Origin of the sequence: Rhizobium herbae (genome assembly GCF_017873135.1) — a bacterium.
In the GTDB taxonomy this organism is placed as follows: domain Bacteria; phylum Pseudomonadota; class Alphaproteobacteria; order Rhizobiales; family Rhizobiaceae; genus Pararhizobium; species Pararhizobium herbae.
The window spans coordinates 1-26,385 of the sequence record NZ_JAGGJV010000015.1 but is presented as its reverse complement, the minus strand read 5'-3'; the positions used below and the strand labels follow the sequence as shown (position 1 = coordinate 26,385).

Genomic DNA, 26,385 nt, shown 5'->3' with positions numbered 1-26,385 from the left:
ACTCCACCGCGCTTCTGCCTTTATCTGATCTGGAAACCGTGCGCCAAGGGATCCCGATCGTCTACGAAGATCGTATTGTGGCCGATAATCCTGGCCCAGCCGCCGACGCTCGGCTCGATACCGCGGAAGAGACCGACATCGATCTCTTCCTCGATGCGCCCTTCAAAGACCGTGCCGATCAGGCTCTCCTGACGGAAGGTCTCGCCGACATTCAGGCGACCCTTGCCGTGAAGCTGGGCCATGCGCGCCGACGTGCCCGTTCCGCCTGGAGACCGGTCGATGGCCTTGTCGCCATAGAAGACAGCGCCACGGCCATCGGCTTTGTCGCAGGTTGGCGTGTCGCACCATAGAGCGTGATGCACGCCCCTGATCCTCGCGTCATCCGGATGTTCCGGATCGCAGACCTTAGCGAGTGCGTCGCGCAATTTGACGCTGAGATCGACGATATCGCTGGCGGACATGCCGTCCAGTCCCGGCCAAGAGGCCTGCGGCTCGACCACGGCGTAGTAATTTCCACCATAGGCGATATCGACGATCAGGCGACCGACGCCTGCGACATCGACGGCAACGTCTGCGGCGTGAAGATAGCTTGGCACATTGAACATCCGCACCGATTCCACGAATTCGCCGGGTTTGTCGTACTGGACATCGACGCGGCCTGCCGGGGTCTCGATGGAAAGCCTGCCTTCCACTCGCGGCGTGATCAGGCCTTCCTCAATGCTCGCGGTCACGAGACCGATCGTACCGGCACCACACATGGGCAGGCATCCGCTGACTTCGATGAAGATCACCGCGAAGTCGCAATCCTCGCGATAGGCTGGATAGATGATCGCGCCGGACATGATGTCATGGCCGCGCGGCTCGAACATCAGAGCCTTTCGCACCCAGTCATGATCCCGCACGAACAGTTCCCGGCGCTCGGCGATCGGAAGATGCGGAAGAAGCGGACCGCCGCCGGCAACGAGCCGGACCGGATTGCCGCAGGTGTGGCTGTCGATGCAGAAGAAGCTGCGGCGCATGATAAGACCTTTCGAATGTGTCAGTTTCCGGCCGCGGCTGGTGTCTTGCGCTGAAGCGCGCCGCGCGACAGCCGATCGAGGAAGATCGCGACGGCGACGATTGCCAACCCGGCGCGAAGACCCAGCCCCATTTCCATGCGTGTCAGCCCGCGCGTCACCTCGGCCCCCAATCCGCCCGCTCCAACGAGACCGGCGAGGACGACGATGGCGAGGGACAAAAGGATGCACTGGTTGAGCCCGACCAGCAGGGTTGGCGCCGCCGCCGGGATTTCGATCTTGAACAGGATGGCGCGGGGCGAGGCGCCCGTAGCCTGTCCGAGTTCCAGGAGATCCTTCGGAACCTGGCTGAAGGCCAGCGTCGTCAGCCGTAGCATCGGCGGCACGCCGTAGACGATCGTTGCAATGATGGCGGGCACCCGGCCGAGGCTGAAGATCATCACGGCGGGGATGAGGTAAACCCACGGCGGGACCGTCTGCATGATGTCCAGCACGGGGCGGATGGCCGCCTCGAACTTGCGGTAACGGGAGGCGAGGATGCCAAGCGGAAACGCGATCAGCACGGAAATGCACACCGACACCGTCACCAGCGCGAGCGTCTGCATCGATGCTTCCCACAGGCCAGCGAGGAAACAGAACGTCAGCGCAATCGCGCTGGTTATCGCCACGCGAACATTCACGACTACGGCAGCGAAAGCCACGGCGATGATGATGACCGCATAGAAGGGCAGGTAGAGCAGAATCGTTTCAAGGCCACCCAGCACGGCTTCGATCACCTTCGTCACCATGTCGAAGAAGGGATGGAAATTGGCGTTCAGCCAATCGACGACAGGGGCGAGGTACGCGCCGGGGGAGAAGCGAACAAGATTGAGGTCCATCATTTGCCTCCATTGGCGCGGCGCGCGGCACTCTGGGTCAGTCGGTCGATCACCATGGTGAGGATGACGATGGCGATGGCGGCGTTGATCGAGGTGGCGATATCAAGCGTTCTGACGGCGCTGTAGATCGTCTCGCCTAGACCGCCGGAGCCGACGATGCCGGCAATGACGACCATCCCGAAGGCCATCATCAGGCTCTGGTTGATCCCCGCCATGACGCTCGGGATTGCGAAGGGAAGCCTGATCTTGACGAACATCTGCCATGGCGTCAGGCCGCTTGCCTGCCCGAGTTCGAGGAACTCGCGCGGGGTCCTGCGGATGCCGAGCGATGTCAGGCGTATTGCCGGTGGCATGGCGACGATGACGGTGGCCAGGAGAGCCGTGGCCGGACCGTATCCCATCAGCGCGATGGCCGGCAGAAGGTAAATGTAGGGCGGAAGGGTCTGGATCAAATCGAGGATCGGCTCGACGAACTTGTCGAAGGATTTGACGAAACCTGCCACGACGCCGAGCGGAATACCGATGACCAGCGCCATGAAGGTGGCCGTGATGACCAGAGCCAGCGTGCTCATGGTCTCTGCCCACAGCCCCATCACCGCGCATCCGAGCAAGGCGACGCCAGCCAGAAGCCCGGCCGACACGTTGATCAACCGCCACCCCAATGCGACCGCGACAAGGGCGATCACATAGAATGGCGGAAGCTGCACGAGCCAGAGCACGCCGTCATAAGTGCCTTCCAGAACGGTCCGGATGCTGTCGAACAGCCACGAGGCATTGTCGCTGATCCAGTTCAGCGCGTCGTCGATCTTCTCGTCGAAGCTGTCAGTGATGACGGACGTATCCATGACCATCTCCGATCTATGCCGCTACGGGCACGGTAGCAGGACTGCCGGCGACACCACAGAGAAGGCCGCGTGTCGTAACGATGCCGATCACATTGCCACCCTCAACGACGGCGACGGCGTCGCGGCTCGATTGCATGGTCAACTCGATCAGCGCGCCGATGTCCGCCACGGGCGTGGTGCGCAGCAGCGAGCCGACGTCGACATTCGGGTGGCTGCGCGTGTATTCTGCAACCGGCATCATCACGGAGTGCGCCTTGACGAGATGGATCCTGGAAATGCCGGCAACGAACTCGGCGACGTAGTCGTCCGCTGGCTTGGTCACGATCTCCTCGGCATTGCCGACCTGGACGATAACCCCGTCCTTCATGATGGCGATGCGGTCGCCGATGCGAATGGCTTCCTCAAGATCGTGGGTGATGAACACGGCCGATTTTCCGAGCGACTTGGTCAGTTGGCGGAACTCGTCCTGGAGCTGGCGACGGATCAGCGGGTCGAGCGCGCTGAACGGTTCATCCATCAGGATGATCTCGGGATCGGCGGCTAAGGCGCGGGCAAGGCCGACGCGCTGCTGCATGCCGCCCGACAATTCGGACGGGTAGCGCGCCGTCCAGTCGGACAGGCCAACCTTGTCCAGTGCCGCACGGGCTGTCTTGTATCGTTCTTCCTTGCCGACGCCGCGGACTTCAAGACCAAAGGCGGCATTCTCCAGGACGGTGCGGTGCGGGAGCAGGGCGACGCTCTGGAAAACCATCCCGATGTTGCGGGCACGAATGTCGCGGAGTTCGGCTGCATTCAGGGCGGAGATGTCCTTGCCCTTGACGAGAATCTTGCCAAGGCTCGGTTCGATCAGCCTGTTGAGCAGCCGGATCAGCGTGGACTTGCCGCTGCCCGACAGTCCCATGATACAGAAGATCTCGCCACGGCGGACCTGCAGGCTGGCATCCGAGACACCGACGACACAGTCGTAATCCGTCAGGATCTGCTTCTTGGACAAGCCGTTTGTCTTCACCGCCTCGACGGCCGCCTTGGCCCTGGCTCCGAATATCTTCCAGACCGACTGGCAGTCGATCAGGATATCGCTGGCATCATTCATTGACGTGGTCATAGCGTTCCCCGCGAGCCGGTTTGATACCGGCATTCTCATTCGTGGAATGTGGAGCCGGGCCGCCAAATGCACGGAGGCCCGGCATTCGGCTTATTCCGTCGAGATGTTTTCCCAGCGCTTCAGGAGGTCGCCATGGCTGTCGGTCCAGTCCTTGATCGCCTCGTCCATCGTCTTGCCATCGTTGACGGCGCTGTTGATCGCGGTGATGTCTGCGAGCGGGACGTAGACGCTGGCGATGACCTGGCGAGCATTCGGGTTTTCAGCCGAAAAACCCTTCTGGCCGATCCAGTAATAGCTCTGCGGCGGCGGGAAGACGGCCTTCGGATCGGCCAGGAACTTGACGTCGTATTTCTGCATCATCCAGGACGGCTCCCAGATCGTCACGGCAATCCATTCCTTGCGATCGGTTGCGGACTTCAGCGCGGCGGTCATCGCGGCCGTGCTGCCTTCGACGAGCTGGAGCTTGAGATCGTATGCCTTGACGGAGTTGCTGGTATCGCGCATCAGGCCCGATCCCGGCTCGATACCGACGATCTTGCCGCCGAACTTGTCGGCGTTGTCGTTCAGCTGGTCCATGGAATCGATGGTGACGTATTTCGGAACCGCAACGCCCTGAAACAGGCCGTGCGAGACCGGCGAAATCTTTTCGAGGCGCTTCTTGTTCTTGTCCCAGTAATCCTGCGCGACATAGTCCGTCTGCGAGGCGAGGATCTGGACGTCGCCCTTGCTGAGAGCAGCGTAGGCAATGCCCCATTCGGAGAACGGCACGACCTTCACGGTGTAGCCGGAATCTTCGAGAACCTTCTTGGTGATGCCGGTGATCGGCGTGAGGTCTTCCCAGGACATCGTGCCGATGGTGATGGTTTTTTCTTCCGCATGTGCCGACATGACGGTCATTCCGACCATTGCCGCTGCGCAGAATGCTTTCCACAGAGTCTTCATTTCTCGCTCCTAGTTTTGCGTTCCCATTATCTTTGAAGCCTCGCGCTGGGCTCAGTCTTCACATTGCGCGGCGAGGGATTATCCCTCGCGGCCTGCACGCAATTCCTGCAAACGGATCACGGAATTGATGCCGAGCCATGCGAACGGCTCCGGCGGCAGCCGTAAGGGCTGGGCGTGATCCATGTATTCATCAAGCTGTCGGGAGGCCGAGCCGGTGGCGAGGTCGGCGGCCATCATGCCGGCGAGCGTGCTTTTGACCGTGCCGAGGCCGTTTTCGCAGCAGGCCGAATAAAGCCCCTCCTCGATCTCGCCAAAGGCCGGGACGTGGTTGCGGCTGAGGCAAAGGCGGCCGGCCCAGCTGTATTCGAACGGCATGTCGGCAAGACCCGGAAACCGGGCATCGAAGGAGCGGCGATGCTCGCCCGCCATCTTCGCCATGCGCCGTTCACTGACATCAAGCGTTGTCTCGTAGGTGTATTTCGTCCGGATCACGATCCGCGACTGTCCGCCGCTGGTGATCTTGCGCACCGTCGCGCCCATCGCGTCGGCGGGAAGAAGCGCCCACTTGTCACGCCCTGATTTTTCCTTGCCCGCGCCGTCCGCATCGAAGGGCGCTGTCATCGAGGCGTAGGCGAAGATATGCATCAGCCTGCCGCCGAAGTGGCCGAAATCCTGGATGTGGCCGTTGACCGCAACGATGACCCTGGGTGCTGTGACCGTTCCGCGCAACGAGGTGGCGGTCCAGGTTCCACTCTCGCGCTTCAACGCGGTCACGGGCGAGCGCTCGTATACGTCAACGCTTTCAGACAGGCCTGCGGCGAAGCTGCGGATATAGTCGGCCGGCTGGATGAGAACCGCGCCGGGAGTGTAGAGCCCACCCAGATAATAGTCCGACCCGGTGATGTCACGCATCTCGCGCGCATCGAGAAACACATGCTTCTCGGCCGCACTCTTCAGCGATTGCCCGAACGCCATGTTCAGCTTCATGCCGCGCGCGGTTGCGGCGGCATTGATCTTGCCTGAGGGATCGAAGGTCTCGCGGGACATTCCGTATTCACCGGCGGCTTGGGCCGCGAAGGCGATCGCGGAGCGGTTCTGCGCCATCTCCATCTGCGTGGCATCGGCACTGCCGCTTGAATATTCGCTGGAGGTGAGGTTGTGCGGGACGTCGATCATGAAGCCCGAGTTTCGTCCCGACGTGCCTTTCCCCAGTTCACTCGCCTCGAGGATGACGACCTCGTCCTGCGGACGATGCTCTTTCAGCCGGCGGGCCGCGGACAGTCCCGCAAAGCCCGCGCCGATCACGAGCCAGTCCGTATTCACGTTGCCTTCCAGGCTGCGGACCGGGAGCGGTCGCTTGCTGATCGCCTCCCAGCCCGAGACGCCATTTTCAAAAGGCAAGCGCTTGACGGACTTCGTGATCATCGGATCGTCTCGTCCACGGAGCGCTCGGAGATATCGATCCAGATCGTCTTCAGTTCGCAGTAGTTATCGTGGGCAAAAACCGACTTGTCGCGGCCGCCAAAACCCGATTCCTTGTAGCCGCCGAAGGGTGTCGAGGCGTCGCCCTCGCCAAAGCAGTTGACAGTCACCAGGCCGGCCCGGATTTCGCGCGACAGCTTGATCGCCTTGCGCAGACTGCCGGTATAGACCGAAGCGGTGAGGCCATAATTGGTGTTATTGGCCAGAGCGACAGCTTCAGCCAGCGTTTCGAAGGTGGTCACCGACAGGATCGGTCCGAAGATTTCCTCCTGAAAAAGGCGGCTCGCCGGGGTGACGCCATCGACGACGGTGGGCTCGATGAAGATTCCCTTCAGGGTCTCGCCGCCATAGGCGAGCGTCAGCTTCTCCGTCTTCACGTCGTCGAGGAAGGATTTGACCTTGTCGAAATGCGCCTTGCTGACAAGCGCCCCGATGCGATTTTCCGGATCCAGCGGATCGCCGGTCTTCCATTCGCGCAGATAGGCACCGATCCGTTCGAGCAACTCATCCTTGATCTTGCTGTCCACGATCAGGCGCGACGTCGCCGAGCAGTTCTCGCCCATGTTCCAGAAAGCACCGTTGACAACCTGCTCAGCAACCAGGTCGAGATCCTCGGCATCGTCGAGGACGACGGCCGGGTTCTTTCCGCCGCATTCGAGAACGACCTTCTTGAGGTTGGAATCCGCGGCGTAACGTAGGAAGCGACGTCCCGTTGGCGTCGATCCGGTGAAGGCGACCATGTCGACATCCATGTGCAGGCCGATCGGTTCGCCGACGGCCTTGCCGCTGCCGGTGACGACATTGAACACGCCCGCGGGGATGCCGGCCTCGAGAGCCAGTTCCGCGACACGAAGGGTGGTGAGCGTTGTTTCCTGCGCCGGTTTGACGATGACGGAGCAACCCGACGCAAGGGCCGGTCCGATCTTCCAGGCGAGCATCAGCAGCGGGAAATTCCAAGGCAGCACGCAGCCGACCACGCCGATCGGTTCGCGCACCACCATGGCAAGGGCATTCGGCCCGACCGGGTTGGTGTTGTCGTAGAGCTTGTCGATGAGTTCGGCATGGAAGCGGATCGTGTGGATCGTGTCCGGCACATCGACTGTCTGGCATTCGCGCACCGGCTTGCCGCTGTCGATGCTTTCCATGACGGCCAGTTCGTGGCGGTTTTCCTCCAGGAGCTTGGCGAGTTTGAGGAGGGCCGCCTTCCTGTCGCCGGGAGGCAGCAAACGCCAGCGACCGTCGTCGAACGCCGTTTTCGCATTTGCAACCGCATCGTCGACATCACCAGCGTCACAGGCCGCGATCTCGGCCAGCGTCTCGCCGGTGGCAGGGTTCGTCGTCGTGAATGTCTTGCCGGATTTCGCCGGGCGGAAGGCGCCATCGATGAAGGCGTTGGTCGGCAGGTGAAGGTTGGCGGCGATTGCCTTGTATTCGGCCGCGCTCAAGGGTTCATGCATTGTTGGCTCCCGACGTGATCTGGGCAACCGTGCGCTTCAAAGTCGCGACGACGGTTTCAAGGGTTCTCTTTTCTTCGGAATTGAGCGGGCGCAGCGGCGCGCGCACGGAGCCAGTCCTCAGGCCGATGATCTCGCATCCATGTTTGATCGACTGGACGAACTTGCCGCATTCGAGGAAATCCATCAGCGGCAGCATCGCCGTCATGATGGCGCGGCCCTTGTCGAAGTTCTTTTCGAGAACGCAGGCTTCGTAGAGGGCGACATGTTCGCGCGGCAGGAAGTTAGAGCCGGCGCAGACCCAGCTTCTGGCACCCCAGGCGAAGAACTCCAGTGCCTGGTCGTCCCAGCCACAAGACAAGCCGATATGCGGGAATTTGCGCGCCAGGAGATGCACATTGGACATTTCGCCGGAGCTCTCCTTGATCGCCACGACGTTCTTGGATCGGCCCACGCGGGAGAAATAGTCCTCGCGCATAGTGATGCCCATGCGGGCCGGATAATTGTAGAGCATGATCGGCAGGTTGGCGGCACGGTCGATCGTCAGTGCATGGACCGCGTTCTCCTTTTCGGTCGGCAGCGCATAGGGCGGCGACGAGACGAGGATCGCGTCAGCGCCGATTTCCTTCGCAGCCTTCGCATATTCAACGGAGTCTTCCGTTCGCGTTGCACCGGTGCCGATGACGAGGGCGAGATGCTTCCCGATGACATCCTTGGCGTAGGCAGCAAGTTCGAAGCGCTCCTGGGCACTCTGAGCGTAATATTCGCCCGTTGATCCGCCGACAATGATGCCGTGCACCCTGCCCTCGATCAGCGACTCCAGCACAGCCGCAAACCCTTTTCGGTCGATCTGCCCGTCGGGGCTAAGCGGCGTGATCGCCGGGGTGTAGATGCCTTCGAATTTCATGATGATGACTCCATCGATTGCGTCGGCGTTTCGACCAGTGCGTCCGCCTTGAGTGCTTGGGGTGCGATGAACATTTCCATGTTTTCGCGCGACAGTTCCCAGTGTTCAAACACGAGGTCGACGACAGCGTCCTCGTCGCGGGCGGTGATTGCCGCGATGAAGCCGTCATGGTGACCGATCGATTTTTGAAGCCGTTCCTGCATGTCCGCGTTGCGGGGGCGGAAGAATGTGTGGCCGATACGCGCATGATCGATCAGCAACCGGCCAAGGCTCGGCTGCAGGTATTCGTTGCCCGACATCTCGCCGATGATCTCGTGAAACCGGTTGTTGGCGAGCGTCATCGACAGTGCGTCGTGCGAGATACTCGCGGCACGAAACTGTTCCTGCGTGGTCTGCAGCTCGGACAGCTGCTTCACCTTGAAGTTTTGCACCGCCAGGCGGCCGATCGCCGCATAGACCATCGGTGCCACGAGGAAGAAGTGGCGCAAGGTCGAGTGGTTCATCGGGATGACCCGAGCGCCCCGGTTGGTGCGGATATCCACGTAACCTTCGCCTTCCAGGCGACGGAAGACCTCCCGCACCGGAGTCCGTGACAGGCCGTATTTTTCGCTCAGCGACACTTCGTCCAGGTCTTCATCCGGATCGAGTTCCATCGTCAGGATACGGCGCTTGAGATCGTCGTAGAGTTCGCTCTTGCCGCCCTTCATCTCAAATCCCCGATGTGACCAGGCCCGCGCATCGCGCTGTCGGCTTATGAGGACAAGCTTGCATGAGATTTTCGATGAGTCAACAGAATTGTATTTTATAAGTACACAATAGATACACCCAAAATATACAGTTTAATAGCGTGACAAATTTCTAAGCCGGTTGCGCCCGCCCCGATTCAATATCGAGATTGCCAACGGCGATGACCGGCTTTAAGCCAATCGCGATCGGAACGCTTCGGCTTGGGGAATGAACTGAATGAAGAGCGGCAAAAGCACTCTCTACGATGATCTCAAGCGTCAGATCCTGACGATGGAGCTCGACCCCGACGAGGATGTGGATGAGGTCAGCCTTAGTGAGAAATATGGGCTTTCGCGTACGCCTGTACGGGACACCCTCCGTCGCCTCGCAGGCGAAGGGTACATTGACATGCGGGAGAACAGAAGCGCGCGCGTCATTCCGCTGAACCATTCGACTCTTCGACATTTTTTTCTTGTCGCACCGATGATCTATGCGGCGATCGGCCGCCTGGCGGTGCAAAACTTCAAGCCTAAGCAGTTGTCGGATCTAAGCGATACGCAGGAGAGATTTCGAACCGCCAGTCAGAATCTCGATACGCTTGAAATGGTCCTGGAGAACAACCGGTTCCATGCGATCATGGGCGAGATGTCCGGCAACGTCTATCTGCAGCCAAGCCTCGGGCGGCTTCTGGTGGACCACGCCCGCATAGGCCACACCTTTTTTCAACCGCGCAACGACGACATGCGGCAGCGCCTTCAGCTGGCTGTCGAGCATCACGACGGCTTCATCGACGCGATCAAGGCCCATGACGAACACGCTGTCGTCGACCTAGTCTTCAAGCATTGGGAGCTGTCGCGCGAAAACATGGAGCTCTATGTCGTGCCGAACGATATGAAGGCAGATTTTCCGGTTGAGATTGCCGCCCCGTCGCCAGAGAAAAATACTCAGGAGGCTTAAATCTCCGTGCCCGTGTGTGCGGAGCTGGTCAGGACGTTTTCTGAAGAGCCTGCGTCAGCCATCCCGCTGCAAAATCGGCGATTGCGGAGCGCTTGGCATCGACTGGCACCAAAACGTTGTATCGCCCCTCCGCCTCGAACTCCGTGTCTCCGACCTTGACGAGACTGCCGTCCACGAGAAATGTCTTGATGAGCATATCCCATCCGAGCGCAACGCCCTGGCCCGCACGCGCCGCATAGATCGTCTCGGTATAATGGCTGAAGCGAAGCATCGAGCGCAGATTGTCCGGCTTGCGGCCGCGCCGCGCAAACCAGTCTTCCCATCGATACCAGCTTCTGTTTGGAACATCGGTCTCGATCAGTTCATAGCCGCCATGAGGGAAATCCTCGACGCGACGCGACGCGGCATATTGCGGCGAGCAGACGGGATAGATCCGATCGCCGCACGAGCCCAGTACGATCCCGTCGTTGAAAGGCGGCACGCCATATCGGATCGCGATGTCGACGCCGCCATTTGTCAGATCCAGCTTGCTGTCCTGCGAGACAACCCGAATCTGGATGTCGGGATTAAGCTGGCGGAACTCGGCGATCTTCGGAAGCAGCCAGAACGACGAGAATGCGATCGTCGCCCCGATCGTCACCACGTCGGTGACGCTGGCGCGCACCGCATCGACGCTGTCGGCAATGTTGGACAGGCTGTCTGCAAGCGTCGCGCCCAGGATGAGACAGGCCGGAGTCGGCTCGACCGTCCGGTGTCCGCGATGAAAGAGCGGCCGGCCGAAATCATCCTCCAGAAGGGCAATCATGCGGCTGACCGCAGCCTGCGTCACGCCCAATTCGCTGGCGGCGGCCGTAAAGCTGCGGTGCCGGATGGCGGCCTCCAGCGCCACGAGCGCAGTCAGCGATGGCAATTTCTTGCGGAACTGCATTGTTGGAGATCTCCCGGCACATCTTCGCATAATATTTTATCATGCTTTTCACAATAATTTATGCCGTTGAAAACAGCCTGTTTTGCCTCATTCTCCATGTCATATGCATAAGAGGATATCATGCTAAACAAGTTTTCGTCTTCAATCTCCGCAATCCTCGATTCCCGCGCCGAGGGCTATTCGCTGCCGGCTGGCCTGTACACGCGCGAGGACGTGTTTCAAGCCGATCTCGATGTGTTCTTTCGCAAGCACTGGATTTACGTGGGTCTGGAATGCGATGTCCCTGAAGCCGGTGATGCCACCGTCATCGATATCGGCACCACAAGCCTGATCCTTCTGAGGGACGACGACGACGAGATCCGTGTGGTCCACAACGTCTGTCGGCATCGGGGCACCCGGCTTCTCGACGGTGGCCCGACCGTCATTTCGAAACTGGTCTGTCCCTATCACCAGTGGACCTACGAACTATCCGGTGAACTCATCCATGCGCCGCACATGGGGACCGATTTCGACAAATCCTGCCACAATCTGAAGCCGGTGCATTTCCGTTCGATCGGTGGGCTGATCTATGTCTGTCTTTCCGAGACGCCGCCTGCGGATATCGCCCATCTCGAACGCGTGATGGAGGAGCGCCTCGCCCCCTACGACATCCGCAATACCAGGGTCGCCCACCAGACGGATGTGATCGAGACGGGCAACTGGAAGCTGACGATGGAGAACAATCGCGAGTGCTACCACTGCGCCGCCAACCATCCAGAACTCTGCGTGTCCTTCATCGATCTCGACTTCGGTTTCGATCCGGCAACGCTGAGCGAAGAGGATCGCGCGGAGGCGGAAGAGCATCAGCGGCTCTATGTCAAACGCATTGCAGCCTGGGAAGCGGATGGCCATCTGTCCTCGCCGGTGGAACAACTCGCCGGCCATGAAACCAACTTCCGCACACAGCGCCTGATCATCGCAGGGGCAGGGGAATCCCAGACCCCGGACGCAACGGCTGCATCGACAAAGCTTCTCGGCACAATGACGCGCAAGGATTTGGGCGACACCCATCTCTGGGGCCACAACGCGTGGAACCATTTCATGGGCGATCACGCCGTCACCGCCATGGTCATTCCACTCTCGGCGAACCGCACGCTCGTTCGCACCAAATGGCTTGTACACAAGGATGCAGTCGAAGGCGTTGACTACGATCTGGAAAAGCTGACCAACGTCTGGGTGGCGACCACCGACCAGGACGCGGAACTCGTCGGCCGCTCGCAGCTGGGGGTCGAGGATCCGGCCTATGAACCCGGTCCATACTCTCGCTTCACTGAGGGGCAGCTGGACGATTTTGCAACATGGTATGTCGAACGGATGCGCGCTCATGGATATTAAGACAGCACACAGAGCCGACGTGCCAATTGACTGGGCCTACTGGAACCCCGATACCGACACCGAGCTTCTCTGCATCGATATTCATCCGGAAACGCCGGATGTGAAGACTTTCACCTTCGTCTCCAGGGATGGAAAACAGATCGCCTTTGCAGCCGGCCAGTATTTCGCCTTCGACATCGGCGCGGGAGACGAGACGGAGACGCGATGCTACAGCATCTCCTCCTCGCCGCTGCGGACCAACGCGATCTCCATTACGGTAAAGCGGGTTGCCGGTGGCAAGGTTTCCAACTGGCTTCACGACAATCTTGCCCCGGGCGCAATCGTCCAAGCGAGCGGACCGCTAGGCCAGTTCATCCGCCCCACCCGCCCGAACCAGAAATATCTGTTCCTCAGCGGCGGATCCGGCATAACACCGGTTATGTCGATGGCGCGCGAGCTTGCCGACAAGACGCTGCCGGTGGACGTCATCTTTCTGCATGCCGGCCGAACTCCGGGCGATCTGGTGTTCCGCAACGAACTGGCGAGTCTTGCGACCAGGCTGAAGGGATTTCGCCTCTATTTCGTGCCGGAGGCGCTGACCGGCGAAACGTCGTGGTCCGGCCTGCACGGCCGAATTTCGCGCGACCTGTTCAAGCTCATCATTCCCGACCTTTCGGAACGGGTGATAATGTGCTGCGGCCCGGCCCCGTTCATGGCGGCGGCCCGGGCGATTTCCGCCGACCTCGGCGTGCCGCCCGAAAACTACATCGAAGAGAGTTTTGACGCCGCCGTGATCGACGCGCCGCCTCCGATGACGGGCGAGGCCGTGCTCGCACCCTTCAAGGTCGAGTTTGGAAAGCAGGGCCGTACCATCGACGTGACAGCTGATCAGACGGTGCTGTCCTGCGCAAAGAAGGCCGGCATAAAAATACCGTCATCTTGTTCAAACGGCCTTTGCGGCACTTGCAAATCAAAACTCGTCAGCGGCACGGTCGACATGAACCACAATGGTGGCATCCGCCAACGCGAAATCGATGCCGGCTTCTTCCTGCCGTGCTGCTCGAAACCACTCAGCGATTTGGTTATTGAGCGATAAATGCTTAAGCTAGAGATTGAGTGGCGACCCGAAATTTGAGCACTTTGTGTGGCTATCGCGTGTTGGTTTCCGCGCAGAACTGAGCCGGTTAGGCGCTCAGTTCTGCGCGGAAACCAACACGCGGACGGTATCAAGAGCACCCTCCATCTCTGTCCAGGCGTTTTCGAACGCGACTATTTCTTCTGCAGAGTGCTGCTCCGGTGAAGATGGCACGCTCGATGCGACCGATTTCGCGTAAGGCGGCAGCCAGACTGTTCTGTTGCCGGTAGGCGGATAGCTTCTTGAGGATGAGCGAAGGTGTGACCACCTTGTCGGCAAGTGCCCGGATCGCCTTGCGCACGAGATCGCGATAAAGCCGGGAAGCCCGCTTGCTGAGTGGCAGGGCGGAACGACGGCGGAGGTCAACAGCCTGCACCGCCACGCGCTCACGGGTGCCGGCAAATTTAATGTGCTTGCCCGCGCTCCCGACGGGGTAACGGAAGCCATTGAGGCCTTGGGCGACGCCTTCTGTTTGGGTGTGCAATGGCATCCTGAATATAGGCTGACTGAGCACGACCGTCGGATCGTGAAAGGCTTTGTGGCGAAATGCGCGGAGCGCGGAACGCTAGGTGTACCGCAGCCCTCAAGCCGCAATGCTATCATCAAGGCGCGTCTCGATGAACTCGGATTGTCCCCGCCGGAGGCAAAGGCGTAGCCTGAGCGGAGGTCCCTATGCAAAGAAAGCCGCCTTGTAGGGCGACCTGACCGGTGGTGGCGACAGCTTAGCTAGCTGTCCTGCTAACCCGAAATTTGATGCATCAGTCTTCACACATCGTTGAAGCCTTATACAAGACAATTTTACTCATGTTTATTGACACGTGAAATCAATGTGTCTTTTATGCGGCGCGCGTAGAGGCACAGGGAAGAATGGGATCCATAATCAGTGAATTGGCGACAGCTCCTCAAAGGGGACGGGCGGAATTATCGGCATTGACGATGATGAACCGTCGTTCTGTGCCCCCGGCGCTTTTACAAGCCCCGGCGCCGACCGATCAGGAACTGAAGGGCATTTTGACCATTGCCTCCCGGGTACCCGATCACGGGGTACTTGTGCCTTGGCGATTCATTCTCGTGAAGGATCGTCATGCGGATGATCTTCTGGCGGAGTTTCTCCAAGCACATGCCGCTGAGGAGCAAGAAGAGGTCGTGCACTCGTGGAGACGGCGAATCGGTTGGCCATTCCGCGACGATGATCAGCACATCGCGCGGCGGCGGAACCTTGTGGACAACGGTGGCCACATGAGTAACGTTGCTGGTCTCCAAAGGCGGCCCAGGCGGCAAATCAAGTTTCACCCGTGGTCGGCGGTCGGCCAGTCATAAGGCCGCCGGTGAGATGTAATCTGGTATGGGGCAGACGTAAGGCTGTTCTCTTGTTTTTTCCAACCATTCTTCTTTTGCATCGGCAAGCAGTTCGGGTGACGTTGCGAGGTCGAGCCCTGTTGCTGCCAATGCTTTGGCCGCGTGGATCATCGCCTTGTGGGCACCGGCGCTTCGGCCTTGTGCGACCACTTGCCATGTATGGGGATTGGTACCGATCGCCCAGGCCGGTGCCCAGCATTGTGCTGTCGGGGTTACGCGGCTGACATCGCCGACGTCGGTGGAACCGGCTCGGAAATGTGACTGACCTTCGAAGTCACGCAGGCCAAGATGCAGCGGCGTTGAACCATCAATTTTTTCGTTGGAAAAAACGTCCTTCTTGATCTGGTAGAGGCGGATGCTGCTCTTGATTGCCTCGTCGGTAAACGTTGCCTGTATCTTGCGGGCAAAGTCTATATCGCTCTCATCAAACGGGACGGGGCCAATCGAAACAAGATTGTCGTGGATCGCATTTTCTAGCGTCAGATTGGGAAGCAGATTGGTAGCAGCTGTGTCGAAAATAATCTCAACTTCCGTCCCGGTCATCATCGCTGCGCCCCGTGCGACGTGATCGACGCGCTCTGCAAGCGCCAGCGCCTGCGACATTTCCGGTGCGCGGACGAGATAGAGGACTTCGGCATTTGCCTGCACGACATTGGCGGCACGTCCGCCGGTATCGGTAATGGCATAATGCACCCGGCAATCCTGAGGCATGTGTTCGCGCAGGAAATTGACCCCGACATTCATCAGTTCAACGGCATCCAGCGCCGAGCGGCCGAGGTGTGCAGCGTTTGCAGCATGGGCTGCAATGCCCTTGAATCGGTAATAGTATTCGAGAACGGCAAGATTGTGGGTCGAACGCACGCCATTGAAAGGTGCGGGATGCCATGTGAGCGCGGCATCGACATCGGCAAAGGCGCCGGCCCGCACCATGAAGGTTTTGCCTGAGCCACCTTCTTCGCCGGGGCAGCCGTAATAGCGGACAGTTCCCGGCAGGCCATTGGCTTCCAGGTGTCTGGCAAGCGCAATCGCTGCCAGCATCGAGCCGCTGCCAAGGAGATTGTGACCACAGCCATGGCCGCTTCCGCCTGGCTCCGTTGCCACGGGCCGATCCACGCCCGCCGTCTGGCTCATGCCAGCCAACGCATCATATTCGCCGAGAAACGCAATGACAGGCTTGCCACAACCGTACTCGCCGATAAAGGCGGTCTTCATCCCTGCAATATTCTGTCGAACGGAGAATCCATTCTGCTTCAGGGTTTTGACCAACAGTTCCGATGACTTTACCTCGTTGAATTTCAGCTCCGCAAACTCCCAGATCTTGTCGCTGAGGGTGGTGAACTCGGGAGCCAGGGCATCAATGGCCTTGGTGAGTGACTGCAAGGCAGCAGTATCGGGCATGCTTTTTCCTCGGGGAAGATATTGGATGATCCTGGTGCAGGCTGGCCGGTGTGGACCGGCAAGCCTGAAAGCGAAGCCGGCGCTGCGGCATGACGTGCAGCGCCGGCCTGTCGCCGAATCTTACTTGTCGAGCGAAACTTCCCAGAGGCGGGCATTCGACTGCCAGACCGGCTGGCCCTTCAGCGACTTGCTTGCACCCCAGACGTCGATCATGTCGTAGAGGAAGATACCGGGCATCTCCTGAAGCATCAGCTCGTGGAATTCGTCGAAGATCGCCTGGCGCTTGGCTGTGTCAATCTCGGCATAGGCTGCCTTCATCAGTTCGATCGCCTTCGGGCTATCCCACATCAGCGAGGCGTTCTTGTCCTTGTCGCCAACGTAGAAGCTGTACATCAGGGCCGGATCGAGACGCGGTGCGACGGACTGCGAGATGATCTGGTAGTTGCCGGAACGGCGACGATCGACCTGGGTGGCATAGTCGAGCACCTCGATCTGAACATTGAGGCCGATCTGCTGCAACATCGCCTGCGCGATGACGGCTGCCGGGAAGCTCGGCACATTGCCGCGCTTGTTGGCGATGATGCTGATCGGTTCACCCTTGTAGCCGGAATCGGCCAGTTCTTTCTTTGCCGCTTCCAGATCATAGGGCAGACGCGTCTGCTGGGTTTCGCTGAAATAGAGCGAATCCGACGACACCATCGAGCCGTTCGCCTTGCCGGTGCCGTTCGATGCGGCCGCCACCAGTTCGTCGAGATCGAGTGCCATGGCAATGGCGCGGCGCAGGCCCGGCTTGGCCATGACGGGATCGCGGGTCTGGATATAGAAGAGGTTCTTGCCGTTGTTCTGCGAGATGATCACCTGGGCCGTCTCGCTCTTTTCGAACTCGGGGATCAGGTCGGGCGAGATTTCTGCCGTGTCGAGCACGCCGGACTGCAGGCCTGCTTTCACGGTGGAGGCATCCGGAATGACCATGAACTTGATGCCATCGACCAGCGGGCGCTTCGAGCCGACCATGCCGTCCGGCTTTCCGTCATTGGTGGGCGAGACGTACTGATCGAACTTGGAGAGATGGATATATTCGCCCTTCTTCCATTCGTCCCACTTGAACGGGCCGGTGCCGATCGGCTTGTCGAACGTGCCGTCGGCGGCGATCGAGTCCGGTGAAATCATGCCGGTATAGCCGCATTCAGGGCGTGACATCAGGCCGAGGAAAACGGCAGAGGGCTTGTCGAGCGTCATGCTGACGGTCGTGGTGTCCACCGCCTTGATGCCTGTGACCTTCAGCGTGGCGCTGCCGTCAAAATCCTTGAGGCAAGTCCATTTGGTTGCGGGATCGAGATAACGGTTCCAATTCCAGACCACGTCGTCGGCGGTCAGCGTCTTGCCGTTGTGGAATTTCACATCCGGACGCAGCTTGAACGTATAGGTCTGGCCATCGCTGGACATGTCGAAGGACTGGGCCAGCAATGGCTTGACCTCACCATTGTTGGCATAGCCGACAAGACCTTCGACGATGTGCAGGATGACGCCATCGGTATTGCCGTCGCGGTTGACACCGGGATTGCTGCTGCGCAGGTCAGAGCTTTGGGCGATAACGATATCGCGGGCGGCGGAAACACCGGCAACCGACATCAAGATCGTTCCGGCTAGGAGAATGGTTTTCATGTTCTACCCTCTTTTATTGTTGACGTTCGGATGTTTCAGTTGGCTTGGAATGCGTCCCAGCAGGCACGTGACAGTCTGCCGATGGTTTCAAGCGACAGCGTGTAGCCCGGTGTGCCGTCCGGCATGTCCTGGGGCACCTGATCGGTAAAGGCGGCAATGATGTAGAAGGGCTGGCCGTCGCGGTAGACGATGCCGGCATTCATCCGTCCACGCTTTCCGGTGCCGCCCTTGTGGGCAACGACGGTACCGAACGGCAGTCGCGACGGAATGGCATAGCGCAGGATCTGGTTCTTCAGCGTCTGGAGCGCATAGGCGCAGAGGTCCTGTGAAGCGCCGAGCCTTGCGGCGGCTTCCGCCGATGTCTGGGCGTCGAGGATGGTCTGCAGCAGAAACGCCTGATCGCGTGCCGTCGTCGTGGTGACGGACGTCAATGTGTGATCGGGGGACAAGGCCAGCGGTGGAATGAGGAAGCGGTGATGGGTGCCGCTCATGCCGATCGACTTGCAATAGCTGTCGACCTCTTCCAGCGTCAGCCGCTCGAAGACCATCTTGGTGCAGACATTGTCGCTGAGCACCATCATGCCGGTGATCGCGTCGCGCAGCGTGATGACGATGCCGGGCGTCATGTAGCGGAACATGCCGCTGGCCACTTCTTCGGCAAAGCGTGCCTCGTAGGTGATCTGCTCGTCCAGATCGAGCCGACCTTCGTGCACCGCCTTGAGCGCCGCCATCATGATCGATGTCTTGCGCGTGCTTGCCGACGGCGTTTCCTCATCCGCGCCGCGGTCGAACGTCTCGCCGGTCAGGAGGTTTCGGATGCTGAAGCGCGTGACGAAGGTCTGCGCGTCGCAAATGGCGTTCAGGTGTTCGGCTGTGGCCCCGGCCGGTTTGTCGATTGTCGTGCTGTTGTTCATTTTCAATTCTCCAGGCGCCATTTCAGTTTGACGCCGCCGGTCTCGTTGAGATCGAGTGCGGGGATGGCCGAGAGCAGGCGCCGCGTATAGGCCTCCTTCGGGGTGTCGAAGATCGTGTCGCGATCACCCTGTTCGATGATCCGGCCGTCCTGCATGACGACGACGCGGTCGGCCACCTGCTCGACGACGCCGAGATCGTGACTGATGAACAGGCAGGAGAAGCCATAGCGCTTCTGCAGGTCGGAAAAGAGCGTCAGCACCTGCGCCCGGACGGTCACGTCGAGGGCCGATACCGGCTCGTCGGCAATGAGGAAACGTGGCCGGCGGGCAATCGCGCGGGCAATCGCCACGCGCTGCCGCTGACCGCCCGATAGTTCATGCGGATAGCGCAGTGCATATTCCGCACTAAGCCCGACTTCCTCCAGCGTTTCATAGGCACGCTTTTTCTTCGCAGCGCGATCGATGCCGGGAACGAGCCGGAGGGCTTCCTCCACCAGCGCCAGAATGGTCATGCGCGGATCAAGGGACGAGTAGGGGTCCTGAAACACCATCTGGCAGTTCAGCCGATAATCCTTCCAGTCTGCGTCGCGCTTGCGCCCTTGGAACAGGATCTCGCCTTCGCTCTCGCGAACCAGGCCTGCAATGGTGCGACCAAGTGTCGTCTTGCCGGAACCGGACCCACCAACCAGGGCGACGACCTCGCCCTCGTGAATGTCGATCGAGACTCCGTACAGGGCACGCTTGGCGGCTCCTTTTTTCAAAAGCGATTTGCGGCCCGGATAATCGACGACGATATTGCGGGCGGACACCATCGGCGCGGAGGTTATGTTTATGGCCCTGACCTCGCCCCGCACGGGCAGCGAGGACAGGAGCTTGCGGGTATAGGGATGCTGCGGCGTCTCTAGGATCTGTTCGGTCGTTCCGGCCTCGACGATCGATCCTTTCTCCATCACCACGATGCGGGTGGTGTAGCGCGCCACCATCGGCAGGTCATGGCTGATCAAAAGGACGGCTGTCCCTTCCGCCTGGGTCAGCTCGACCATCAGTTCCATGACGTCGCGCTGGATGACGGCGTCGAGCGCCGTCGTCGGTTCGTCGGCAATCAGCAGGGCCGGCTTCAGAAGCATGACCGAGGCGAGCATGATGCGCTGGCGCATGCCACCGGAGAATTCGTGCGGATAGGAGACCAGAGCCCCTTCCGGGTCGCGGATGCCGACCCGCTCCAGCATGGCGAGGATTTTGGCGCGCCGTTCGGCAGGCGTATCCCTGGTGTGAAGGATTAGACCCTCTTCCAGCTGCCGTCCGATGGTCATCGACGGATTGAGCGAGGTCATCGGCTCCTGGAAGACCAGGCCGACTTCGGCGCCGCGCATCGCGCGCAGATCTGCTTCACTCATCGACGTGATGTCGCGGCCTTTGTAGATCACCTGGCCGCCGGTTTTGCGGATCGCGGGCGGCAGAAGCGAAATCAGGGCGCGGGTCGCAAGCGATTTGCCGGAACCGCTTTCGCCGACAATGCCGAAGATTTCACCGGGTTCGAGATCGAAGCTGACATCTTTCACCACATTGAAGCCGCGGTGGGTAATTTCCAGCGAGAGATTGCGCACGCTGAGAAGTTTTTCCTGCGTCATTTCAGACCTCTCATGCGGGGATCGAGTTTGTCGCGAAGCGCGTCGCCGAGCAAGTTTATGCCAAGCAATGTCAGCGCGATGCAGAGACCGGGGAAAAGCCCGAGCCAGACGGCCTGTTCGATGAAGGGCCGTCCGGCCGCCAGCATGTTGCCCCAGGTCGGCGCCGGTGGCGGCACGCCAAGGCCGAGGAAACTCAGGGCACTTTCCGACAGGATGGCCCAGCCGAACATCGATGTGGCGAGAACGGTGATCGGCGCCAGGCAATTGGGCAGGATATGCCGCAGCATGGTGTAGATCTCGCCATTGCCCATGATCTTGGAGGCTTCGACGAATTCGCGTTCGCGCAGCGACAGAACCGCGCCACGGACCACACGCGCCATCGATGGCGTGTAGGCGATGCCGAGCGCAAAGATGATGCCGTACGCGTTGGCGCCGAACACGGCGAGCAGACCAAGCGCCAGCAGAATGCCTGGAAAGGCGAGAAGCGCGTTGTTGATCGCCATGATGATGCCATCGATCCAGCCGCGGGCATAACCGCTGATCAGTCCGATCAGGGTGCCGACGACGACGGCGAAACCGACGGTCAGGCAACCGATCCAGACGCTGGCGCGCGCCCCGATCATCAGGCGGCTGAGGACATCGCGACCGAACTCGTCCGTCCCGAGCAGGTGCGGGGCACCCGGTGCGGCAAGGCGGGCGGTGAAGCTGAGCTTCATCGGGTCGAAGGGTGTCCAGAACAGGCCGATGGCTGCGACGATCAGCAGAATCGAGACAAGCACGCCACCGATCATGCCATTGAGAGTAAAGCGTTTCATTCAGCCACCACACGCGGATCGAAGAGAGGATAGAGGAGATCAACGATCAGGTTGACGACCACATAGGAGAGCGCGACGAACAGGAGACATCCCTGGATGACCGGGTAGTCGCGCTGGAAGATACTGTCGACCATCAGGCGGCCAAGGCCGGGAATGGTGAACACCGTTTCGATCACGGCTATGCCCCCGAGCAGGTTGCCGAGAATGAGGCCGATCATCGTCCAGGTCGGGCCGAAGGCATTCTTGAACGCATGCTTCCAGAGCACGGCGCTTTCCGAAAGGCCTTTGGCACGCGCGTGGGTGATGTAGTCCAGCCGCAGCACTTCGAGGGTGGAGGCGCGGGCCATGCGGATCAGCACGCCAGCCTCATGGATCACCAGCGTCATGATCGGCAGCACCAGATAGAGAAGGCCGCCCACCACGTTGTCGCCGATCGACACATAGCCCAGCACCGGCAGCCAGCCGAGCTTCAGGCCGAAGAACAGCAGCAGCAACAGTCCGAGCCAGAAGGTCGGAATGGACAGAAGTACGGTGGCGGTTCCCACCAGCACCAGATCGGTCCAGCTGTTCTGGCGCCATGCAGCGATCATGCCGGCGGGGACCGCAATCAGGCTTGCCAGAACCACGGCGATGATGACGATCTCAGCCGAGACCATGAAGCGCGACACGACGAGCGGCAGGACGGGCTCGTCATTGACGATCGAGCGGCCGAAATCGCCGGTGAGCACATTGCCGCTCCAGACGAGAAACTGCTCCGGCATCGATTTGTCGAGACCAAGTTCGGTGCGCATGCCGGCGACCTGATCGGGCGTCGCCATATCGCCCAGCATCAGGGCGGCCGGATCACCGGGAATGAAGCGGATCAGCGCGAAAACCGTGATCGATACGATCACAACGGTCGGCAGCGCCATCAGCAGGCGGTTGAGTATGAATCTAATCATCGGTTCCCCTGAACGCGAATGTTGGGGCCGGATCTGCAAAGTCACCGGCTTTTATGCGGCGACTATGAGCGATGCGAAATTTTTGTGCAATATTATGCAGTTTCGTCATAGTCTTATGCGGATAGTGCGTCGGGCACGGCAAGCCGTCACATGGTTGAAATTTTACAACTGATTGTTAGGGCTTGTCTTTTTGGGAGATGATGATCTGCCGCTTGAGCGCCTCCATCAACGCTTTGGCAGCTAGCGACGAGGATGTACCCGAAGGCTTGGCCAATCCGAATTCCTGTTTTGAGATCGGAATGAAAGGACGTTGGACCACCGGCAGGTTTCGGTAGAGGTTGGCGAAAAAGCTGCTCAGAATAGCAACGCCGAGGCCATGCGCGACATACGCGCAAGCCGAACTGTTGGTATGCGTCTCGATCTTGACATTCTGCTTGACGCCGGCGCGTTTGAAGGTCTGGTCGAGCAGCATACGCGTCGGTCTCTGCCGTCCGATCAGAATGAGCGGCACGCCGCGCAGATCCTTCGGCGTGATCTCTCCAAGGGATGCCAGTGGATGTTTCTCCGGAATGACGCAGACACTTGACCCGGTTGCGACCATCTCCATATCAATGCCCGGCCCAACCTGGTCCTCGTAGCGTAGGAAGCCAAAATCGATTACCTGCTGCTCCACCAACCTTGAGATGGTGGAGGTGGTTTCGAAAAAAGTCTCGATCCGCACAGTCGGATAATCGCGTGCGTATTCGACCAACATAGCTGGCGCGAAATTTTCCCACATGCTGCTTGGCAGGCCAATGCGGACCAATTCCGGCCCGGTGGCGCCGCTGCGCAGATCCTCCGCCAGACCGGCAAACCGGTTAATCCCCAGAAGAATGTTTTCCGCATCGCGCGCCAAAATAACGGCTTCCGGCGTCGGGATGAGGCGTCCCTTGTCGCGATCGAAAAGCGTCAGGGACAGATCCGCTTCGAGCTGCTGCAGAAGACGGCTTACGCCGGACTGGCTCAGCCCCATGCTTTTGGCCGTGGCGATCGTTGATCCCGTTGCGAGCAGAGTTTTCAGCACTTCCAGCTGTCTGAAATTGATCATGTGTGGCAGGGCCCCGTGTTCAGCTACGCAGGAGAAACAGCATCTCGTCTTCTATGCCCATTCCCGAAGGTAATGCAGAAACGGTGCCGCCGATTTCGGCAGTGGAATCCTGTCGGAACTAACGATTGCGTAGTCGACGGTAAGATCGGGTTTGAGCGGCACGAAGGCAAGCGGCATGGTCTTATATTCGCGTGCTAGCAATTCGCTGACAATGGCGAGGCCCAGTCCCTCCGCTGCCAGCGCGCAGGCGCAACCGACGGAATGTGCCTCGATAGCCGGGCGCTGACGCAGGCCCTGCTTGTAGAAAAGCGCTTCCAGTTCGTGGCGCACCGGCCGCTCGCGGTTCAACAGGATCAGGTGCTGCGATTTGAGTTCCGGCACGGTCAACGTCTGCTGCCCGGCAAGCGGATGATCCCGGTGCATGACGCAAATATTGCGTGACGGCAAAACATGCTCTTCCCGCAGCCCCGGTGTGGGCGACGGCAACCGGGTGAAACCGAGATCCGCCTGGCCATCGGCGACCATGCGTTCGATTGCCAGATAATTGCCGGACGCGACCTCGATGCGCACCGGCCCGTTCTCGGCCAGGAACCGCTTGATCAGGCGCGGCACCAGTGTCACCGACAGGCTTGCCGGAAAGGCGAGCCGCAACGGGATTTCCAGCGAGCGGCCATTTTCAAGCTCTTTGGCAGTCACCTTCAATGCGGTCAGCCGATCGGATATCGCTCTTATTTCCGGGCCGAGTTGGAGGCCTTCACGTGTCATGGAGAGCCTGTTCTTGTCGCGTTCGAACAGTCGCACGCCGAGATAGAGTTCAAGCTGATGCAGCAGCCGGCTGGCGTTCGATTGGGAAATGCCCAGATCGACCGCGGCGGCAATCGTCGAGCCGGTGGCGGCAATCGCATCATAGGCGTGGATGTGCTTGACGCTGATCGCGATTTCGTTGCCCTGCGCCATTCTCTCTCCTCAAAACGAATAGAACCACCCGCAAACTGCATAAGATTGCGCGATAGAACGAAGCCTCACATTACTGCAGCCACGACAGCGCCGTGCGTCATGCATGACGCACAAAGGACGCGGTAGCGATTTCAATCTGTTGCATAATTTTATCCTAAAGCCATGCCCGGTTTAAGGAATTATGCAATCGAAGTCTTGGCAGGGGTAATAGTCAATGGCAACAGTTCTGGAAAAAATCGCAACGCATGTGGTTTCGAGACCGTTTTTTTCACCTCTTGCCCGGACGCGCGCGCAACAAGCCATCGTCGATACCATCGGCTGCATGGTGGCGGGAGCCAAGGATCAGGCGCCTCAGTCGGTCGCGGCTGCATTTTCCAACGAAATCGGCCCAACCGGCGTCTCAGGGGTGTTCACCGGCGGTCGGTCATCACTCTCGGTTGCCGCCCTGATCAATGGCACGGCCGCGCATTGCCTGGATTTCGATGATAATTTCCATCCTGCCCGCGCCCATGCTTCCGCGGTCCTCGTGCCTGCCTTGCTGGCTGTCGCATCAGCGGACGGCTCTATTTCCGGCGACCAACTCATCCGGGCCTATCTTGCTGGTCTCGAAGCGCAGGCGGCTGTCGGCTTTGGGGTCAATCCTCCGCATTACAACAGGGGTTGGCACGGCACGTCGACTGTCGGCTGCATTGGAGCCGCGGCAGGCGTGGCAATTCTTCTCGGTCTCGATGAAGAGCGTGTGGCACAGGCGATGAGTATTGCGACCAGCCTTGCAGCAGGTCCTAAAGGCCAGTTTGGAACGGCAGTAAAGCCTCTTCATGCCGGCATGGCAGCGCGCAATGCGGTAGAGGCGGCCCATCTTGCGCAAGCAGGTATTACTGGCAGATCTGACATTCTGGAGCGGCGGCAGGGTTTCCTCGATCTGTTTGGCGGTGCGGATTCGACGGGATGGGATTCGCTTTTGTGGGGAGAAAACCACATCATTGAAACACGAGGCTTAGTGACGAAACTTCATCCATGCTGCGCCTCTACACACCGCGTCATAGATGCGGCCCGCGATTTGCAGAATGAGCATGGGTTTTCGCTCGATGAGGTACGGGGCATCGAAACAAAGGTGGGACAGTCCGCCGTCGACAATCTGGCTTATTCCGATCCCGCAGATGAGATGCAGGCGCGTTTTTCGATGCAATATTGCCTTGCCGCCGCGCTTCTTCAAGGCAGGCTTTCCTTGGCTGATTTCACCCGGGACGCGATTTTCCGACCAGAAATCCGGCGTCACATGACCAAAATTTCCATGAGCGCCTTCAGTGCAGAGGAGGAGCGTGGCGTTGAGCGCATTGCGCATCAAGTCACAGTCACGTTGCTTGACGGCCGGAGATTATGGACTGAGCGGCTTCATGCCCAAGGTGCCATTGCCGCCCCAATCACGGAGGCTGAACGGCATTCGAAATTTTCGGATTGTATGCGTTGGGCTGGACTGGAAGATGACCGCTTATACCCAACATGGGCAGATATTGGAGGGGCTGATTCTGTTAAGTCAGCGCTACGGACCTTCGACCAGTCGTACTCCGACCTCACAAGACCCTAATATCATGGCGTTCCTCCCATGAGTGAAGAGGCCAATGTCCGATATCTATACGAGACAGTTCGATATTGAACACTCCAGAAATACGTGCCGCGTTGGATCGCACCATTTTTCCGCTATCGTACCCGATCAGGGCATGACTGCCACCACAAATCTAAGTTAAATCAGTTGCCTATCCAAATTTCTGACACGGCGCTGGGCCAAATCCGTTCAAGGCGCCCATGGGCGAACCAGCGATAGGGTTCTGCGACGCTTGCGGTCAGCACGAGCAGTTCACGTGTCTTCGGGCCGAACTCCCCATCAGG

General features: G+C 59.6%; 24 protein-coding genes and 1 pseudogene. 6 read left to right on the top strand and 19 right to left on the bottom strand.

Going from position 1 to position 26,385, the window contains the following annotated elements; genetic code table 11:
- Positions 1-20: 20 nt before the first annotated feature.
- The 9 genes from J2Z75_RS28435 to J2Z75_RS28395 form a co-directional block, all read right to left on the bottom strand.
- Positions 21-1,019, bottom strand: a complete 999-nt coding sequence (locus J2Z75_RS28435) for a 4-hydroxyproline epimerase (protein WP_209857267.1) — start codon at positions 1,017-1,019, stop codon at positions 21-23.
- A 20-nt stretch (positions 1,020-1,039) separates the two neighbouring features.
- Positions 1,040-1,894, bottom strand: coding sequence for an ABC transporter permease (locus J2Z75_RS28430; protein WP_209857265.1), 855 nt, complete (start codon positions 1,892-1,894; stop codon positions 1,040-1,042).
- Positions 1,894-2,739 carry an ABC transporter permease gene (locus tag J2Z75_RS28425; RefSeq protein ID WP_209857262.1) on the bottom strand — a complete coding sequence of 282 codons (846 nt, stop codon included), beginning with the start codon at positions 2,737-2,739 and terminating at the stop codon, positions 1,894-1,896. Before J2Z75_RS28425 ends, J2Z75_RS28430 begins: the two co-directional genes overlap by 1 nt.
- Before the next feature lie 13 nt (positions 2,740-2,752).
- Positions 2,753-3,844, bottom strand: coding sequence for a quaternary amine ABC transporter ATP-binding protein (locus J2Z75_RS28420; protein ID WP_209857260.1), 1,092 nt, complete (start codon positions 3,842-3,844; stop codon positions 2,753-2,755).
- Positions 3,845-3,934: 90 nt separating this feature from the next.
- Positions 3,935-4,786, bottom strand: coding sequence for a glycine betaine ABC transporter substrate-binding protein (locus J2Z75_RS28415; RefSeq protein ID WP_209857258.1), 852 nt, complete (start codon positions 4,784-4,786; stop codon positions 3,935-3,937).
- Between the two features lie 78 nt (positions 4,787-4,864).
- Positions 4,865-6,211, bottom strand: coding sequence for an NAD(P)/FAD-dependent oxidoreductase (locus J2Z75_RS28410; protein WP_209857256.1), 1,347 nt, complete (start codon positions 6,209-6,211; stop codon positions 4,865-4,867).
- Positions 6,208-7,725 carry an aldehyde dehydrogenase gene (locus tag J2Z75_RS28405; RefSeq protein ID WP_209857254.1) on the bottom strand — a complete coding sequence of 506 codons (1,518 nt, stop codon included), beginning with the start codon at positions 7,723-7,725 and terminating at the stop codon, positions 6,208-6,210. The genes J2Z75_RS28410 and J2Z75_RS28405 overlap by 4 nt, the downstream gene beginning before the upstream one ends.
- A complete protein-coding gene (locus J2Z75_RS28400) occupies positions 7,718-8,629 on the bottom strand; it encodes a dihydrodipicolinate synthase family protein (RefSeq protein WP_209857252.1) in 912 nt (303 codons plus the stop codon). Before J2Z75_RS28400 ends, J2Z75_RS28405 begins: the two co-directional genes overlap by 8 nt.
- Positions 8,626-9,336 carry a GntR family transcriptional regulator gene (locus J2Z75_RS28395; protein WP_209857250.1) on the bottom strand — a complete coding sequence of 237 codons (711 nt, stop codon included), beginning with the start codon at positions 9,334-9,336 and terminating at the stop codon, positions 8,626-8,628. The genes J2Z75_RS28400 and J2Z75_RS28395 overlap by 4 nt, the downstream gene beginning before the upstream one ends.
- Positions 9,337-9,592: 256 nt before the next feature.
- On the opposite strand from J2Z75_RS28395, the gene J2Z75_RS28390 reads away from it, so the two are divergent.
- Positions 9,593-10,312: a GntR family transcriptional regulator gene (locus J2Z75_RS28390; protein WP_209857248.1), complete on the top strand. Its 720-nt coding sequence runs from the start codon at positions 9,593-9,595 to the stop codon at positions 10,310-10,312.
- 28 nt (positions 10,313-10,340) lie between these two features.
- Here the strand turns inward: J2Z75_RS28390 and J2Z75_RS28385 are convergent, their stop codons facing one another.
- Positions 10,341-11,240: a LysR substrate-binding domain-containing protein gene (locus tag J2Z75_RS28385; RefSeq protein WP_209857246.1), complete on the bottom strand. Its 900-nt coding sequence runs from the start codon at positions 11,238-11,240 to the stop codon at positions 10,341-10,343.
- Positions 11,241-11,360: 120 nt separating this feature from the next.
- On the opposite strand from J2Z75_RS28385, the gene J2Z75_RS28380 reads away from it, so the two are divergent.
- Entirely contained in the window at positions 11,361-12,614 is a 1,254-nt protein-coding gene (locus J2Z75_RS28380) for an aromatic ring-hydroxylating oxygenase subunit alpha (protein ID WP_209857244.1), read from the top strand.
- A complete protein-coding gene (locus tag J2Z75_RS28375; protein WP_209857242.1) occupies positions 12,604-13,689 on the top strand; it encodes a hybrid-cluster NAD(P)-dependent oxidoreductase in 1,086 nt (361 codons plus the stop codon). Before J2Z75_RS28380 ends, J2Z75_RS28375 begins: the two co-directional genes overlap by 11 nt.
- 202 nt (positions 13,690-13,891) lie before the next feature.
- Here the strand turns inward: J2Z75_RS28375 and J2Z75_RS29795 are convergent.
- Positions 13,892-14,050, bottom strand: a pseudogene (locus J2Z75_RS29795) (Tn3 family transposase); the annotation flags it as partial.
- Between J2Z75_RS29795 and J2Z75_RS28370 the strand changes: the two are divergent.
- Positions 14,033-14,383: a gamma-glutamyl-gamma-aminobutyrate hydrolase family protein gene (locus J2Z75_RS28370; protein WP_209857321.1), complete on the top strand. Its 351-nt coding sequence runs from the start codon at positions 14,033-14,035 to the stop codon at positions 14,381-14,383. The pseudogene J2Z75_RS29795 and the gene J2Z75_RS28370 overlap by 18 nt on opposite strands.
- 281 nt (positions 14,384-14,664) lie before the next feature.
- Complete coding sequence (locus J2Z75_RS28365; protein WP_209857320.1) at positions 14,665-15,048, top strand: nitroreductase family protein; 384 nt, start codon at positions 14,665-14,667, stop codon at positions 15,046-15,048.
- Here the strand turns inward: J2Z75_RS28365 and J2Z75_RS28360 are convergent.
- From J2Z75_RS28360 to J2Z75_RS28325, 8 genes are all read right to left on the bottom strand, one after another.
- The gene (locus tag J2Z75_RS28360) at positions 15,043-16,485 is read right to left on the bottom strand and encodes a M20 family metallopeptidase (protein WP_209857241.1); all 1,443 of its coding nucleotides are present in this window, start codon (positions 16,483-16,485) and stop codon (positions 15,043-15,045) included. The genes J2Z75_RS28365 and J2Z75_RS28360 overlap by 6 nt on opposite strands.
- 120 nt (positions 16,486-16,605) lie before the next feature.
- The gene (locus J2Z75_RS28355) at positions 16,606-18,150 is read right to left on the bottom strand and encodes an ABC transporter substrate-binding protein (RefSeq protein WP_209857239.1); all 1,545 of its coding nucleotides are present in this window, start codon (positions 18,148-18,150) and stop codon (positions 16,606-16,608) included.
- 35 nt (positions 18,151-18,185) lie between these two features.
- Entirely contained in the window at positions 18,186-19,064 is an 879-nt protein-coding gene (locus J2Z75_RS28350) for a serine hydrolase (RefSeq protein WP_209857237.1), read from the bottom strand.
- Positions 19,065-19,066: 2 nt separating this feature from the next.
- Complete coding sequence (locus J2Z75_RS28345) at positions 19,067-20,695, bottom strand: ABC transporter ATP-binding protein (RefSeq protein ID WP_209857234.1); 1,629 nt, start codon at positions 20,693-20,695, stop codon at positions 19,067-19,069.
- Positions 20,692-21,510 carry an ABC transporter permease gene (locus J2Z75_RS28340; RefSeq protein ID WP_209857232.1) on the bottom strand — a complete coding sequence of 273 codons (819 nt, stop codon included), beginning with the start codon at positions 21,508-21,510 and terminating at the stop codon, positions 20,692-20,694. The genes J2Z75_RS28345 and J2Z75_RS28340 overlap by 4 nt, the downstream gene beginning before the upstream one ends.
- Positions 21,507-22,451 (bottom strand): ABC transporter permease, encoded by a 945-nt coding sequence (locus tag J2Z75_RS28335; RefSeq protein WP_209857230.1) that lies wholly within the window; start codon positions 22,449-22,451, stop codon positions 21,507-21,509. Before J2Z75_RS28335 ends, J2Z75_RS28340 begins: the two co-directional genes overlap by 4 nt.
- A gap of 175 nt (positions 22,452-22,626) precedes the next feature.
- Positions 22,627-23,535 (bottom strand): LysR family transcriptional regulator, encoded by a 909-nt coding sequence (locus tag J2Z75_RS28330; RefSeq protein ID WP_209857319.1) that lies wholly within the window; start codon positions 23,533-23,535, stop codon positions 22,627-22,629.
- A 54-nt stretch (positions 23,536-23,589) separates the two neighbouring features.
- Positions 23,590-24,495, bottom strand: a complete 906-nt coding sequence (locus tag J2Z75_RS28325; RefSeq protein WP_209857228.1) for a LysR family transcriptional regulator — start codon at positions 24,493-24,495, stop codon at positions 23,590-23,592.
- Between the two features lie 214 nt (positions 24,496-24,709).
- Between J2Z75_RS28325 and J2Z75_RS28320 the strand changes: the two genes are divergently transcribed.
- On the top strand, positions 24,710-26,083 hold the full coding sequence (locus J2Z75_RS28320; protein ID WP_209857226.1) for an MmgE/PrpD family protein: 1,374 nt from the start codon (positions 24,710-24,712) through the stop codon (positions 26,081-26,083).
- Positions 26,084-26,385 lie beyond the last annotated feature (302 nt).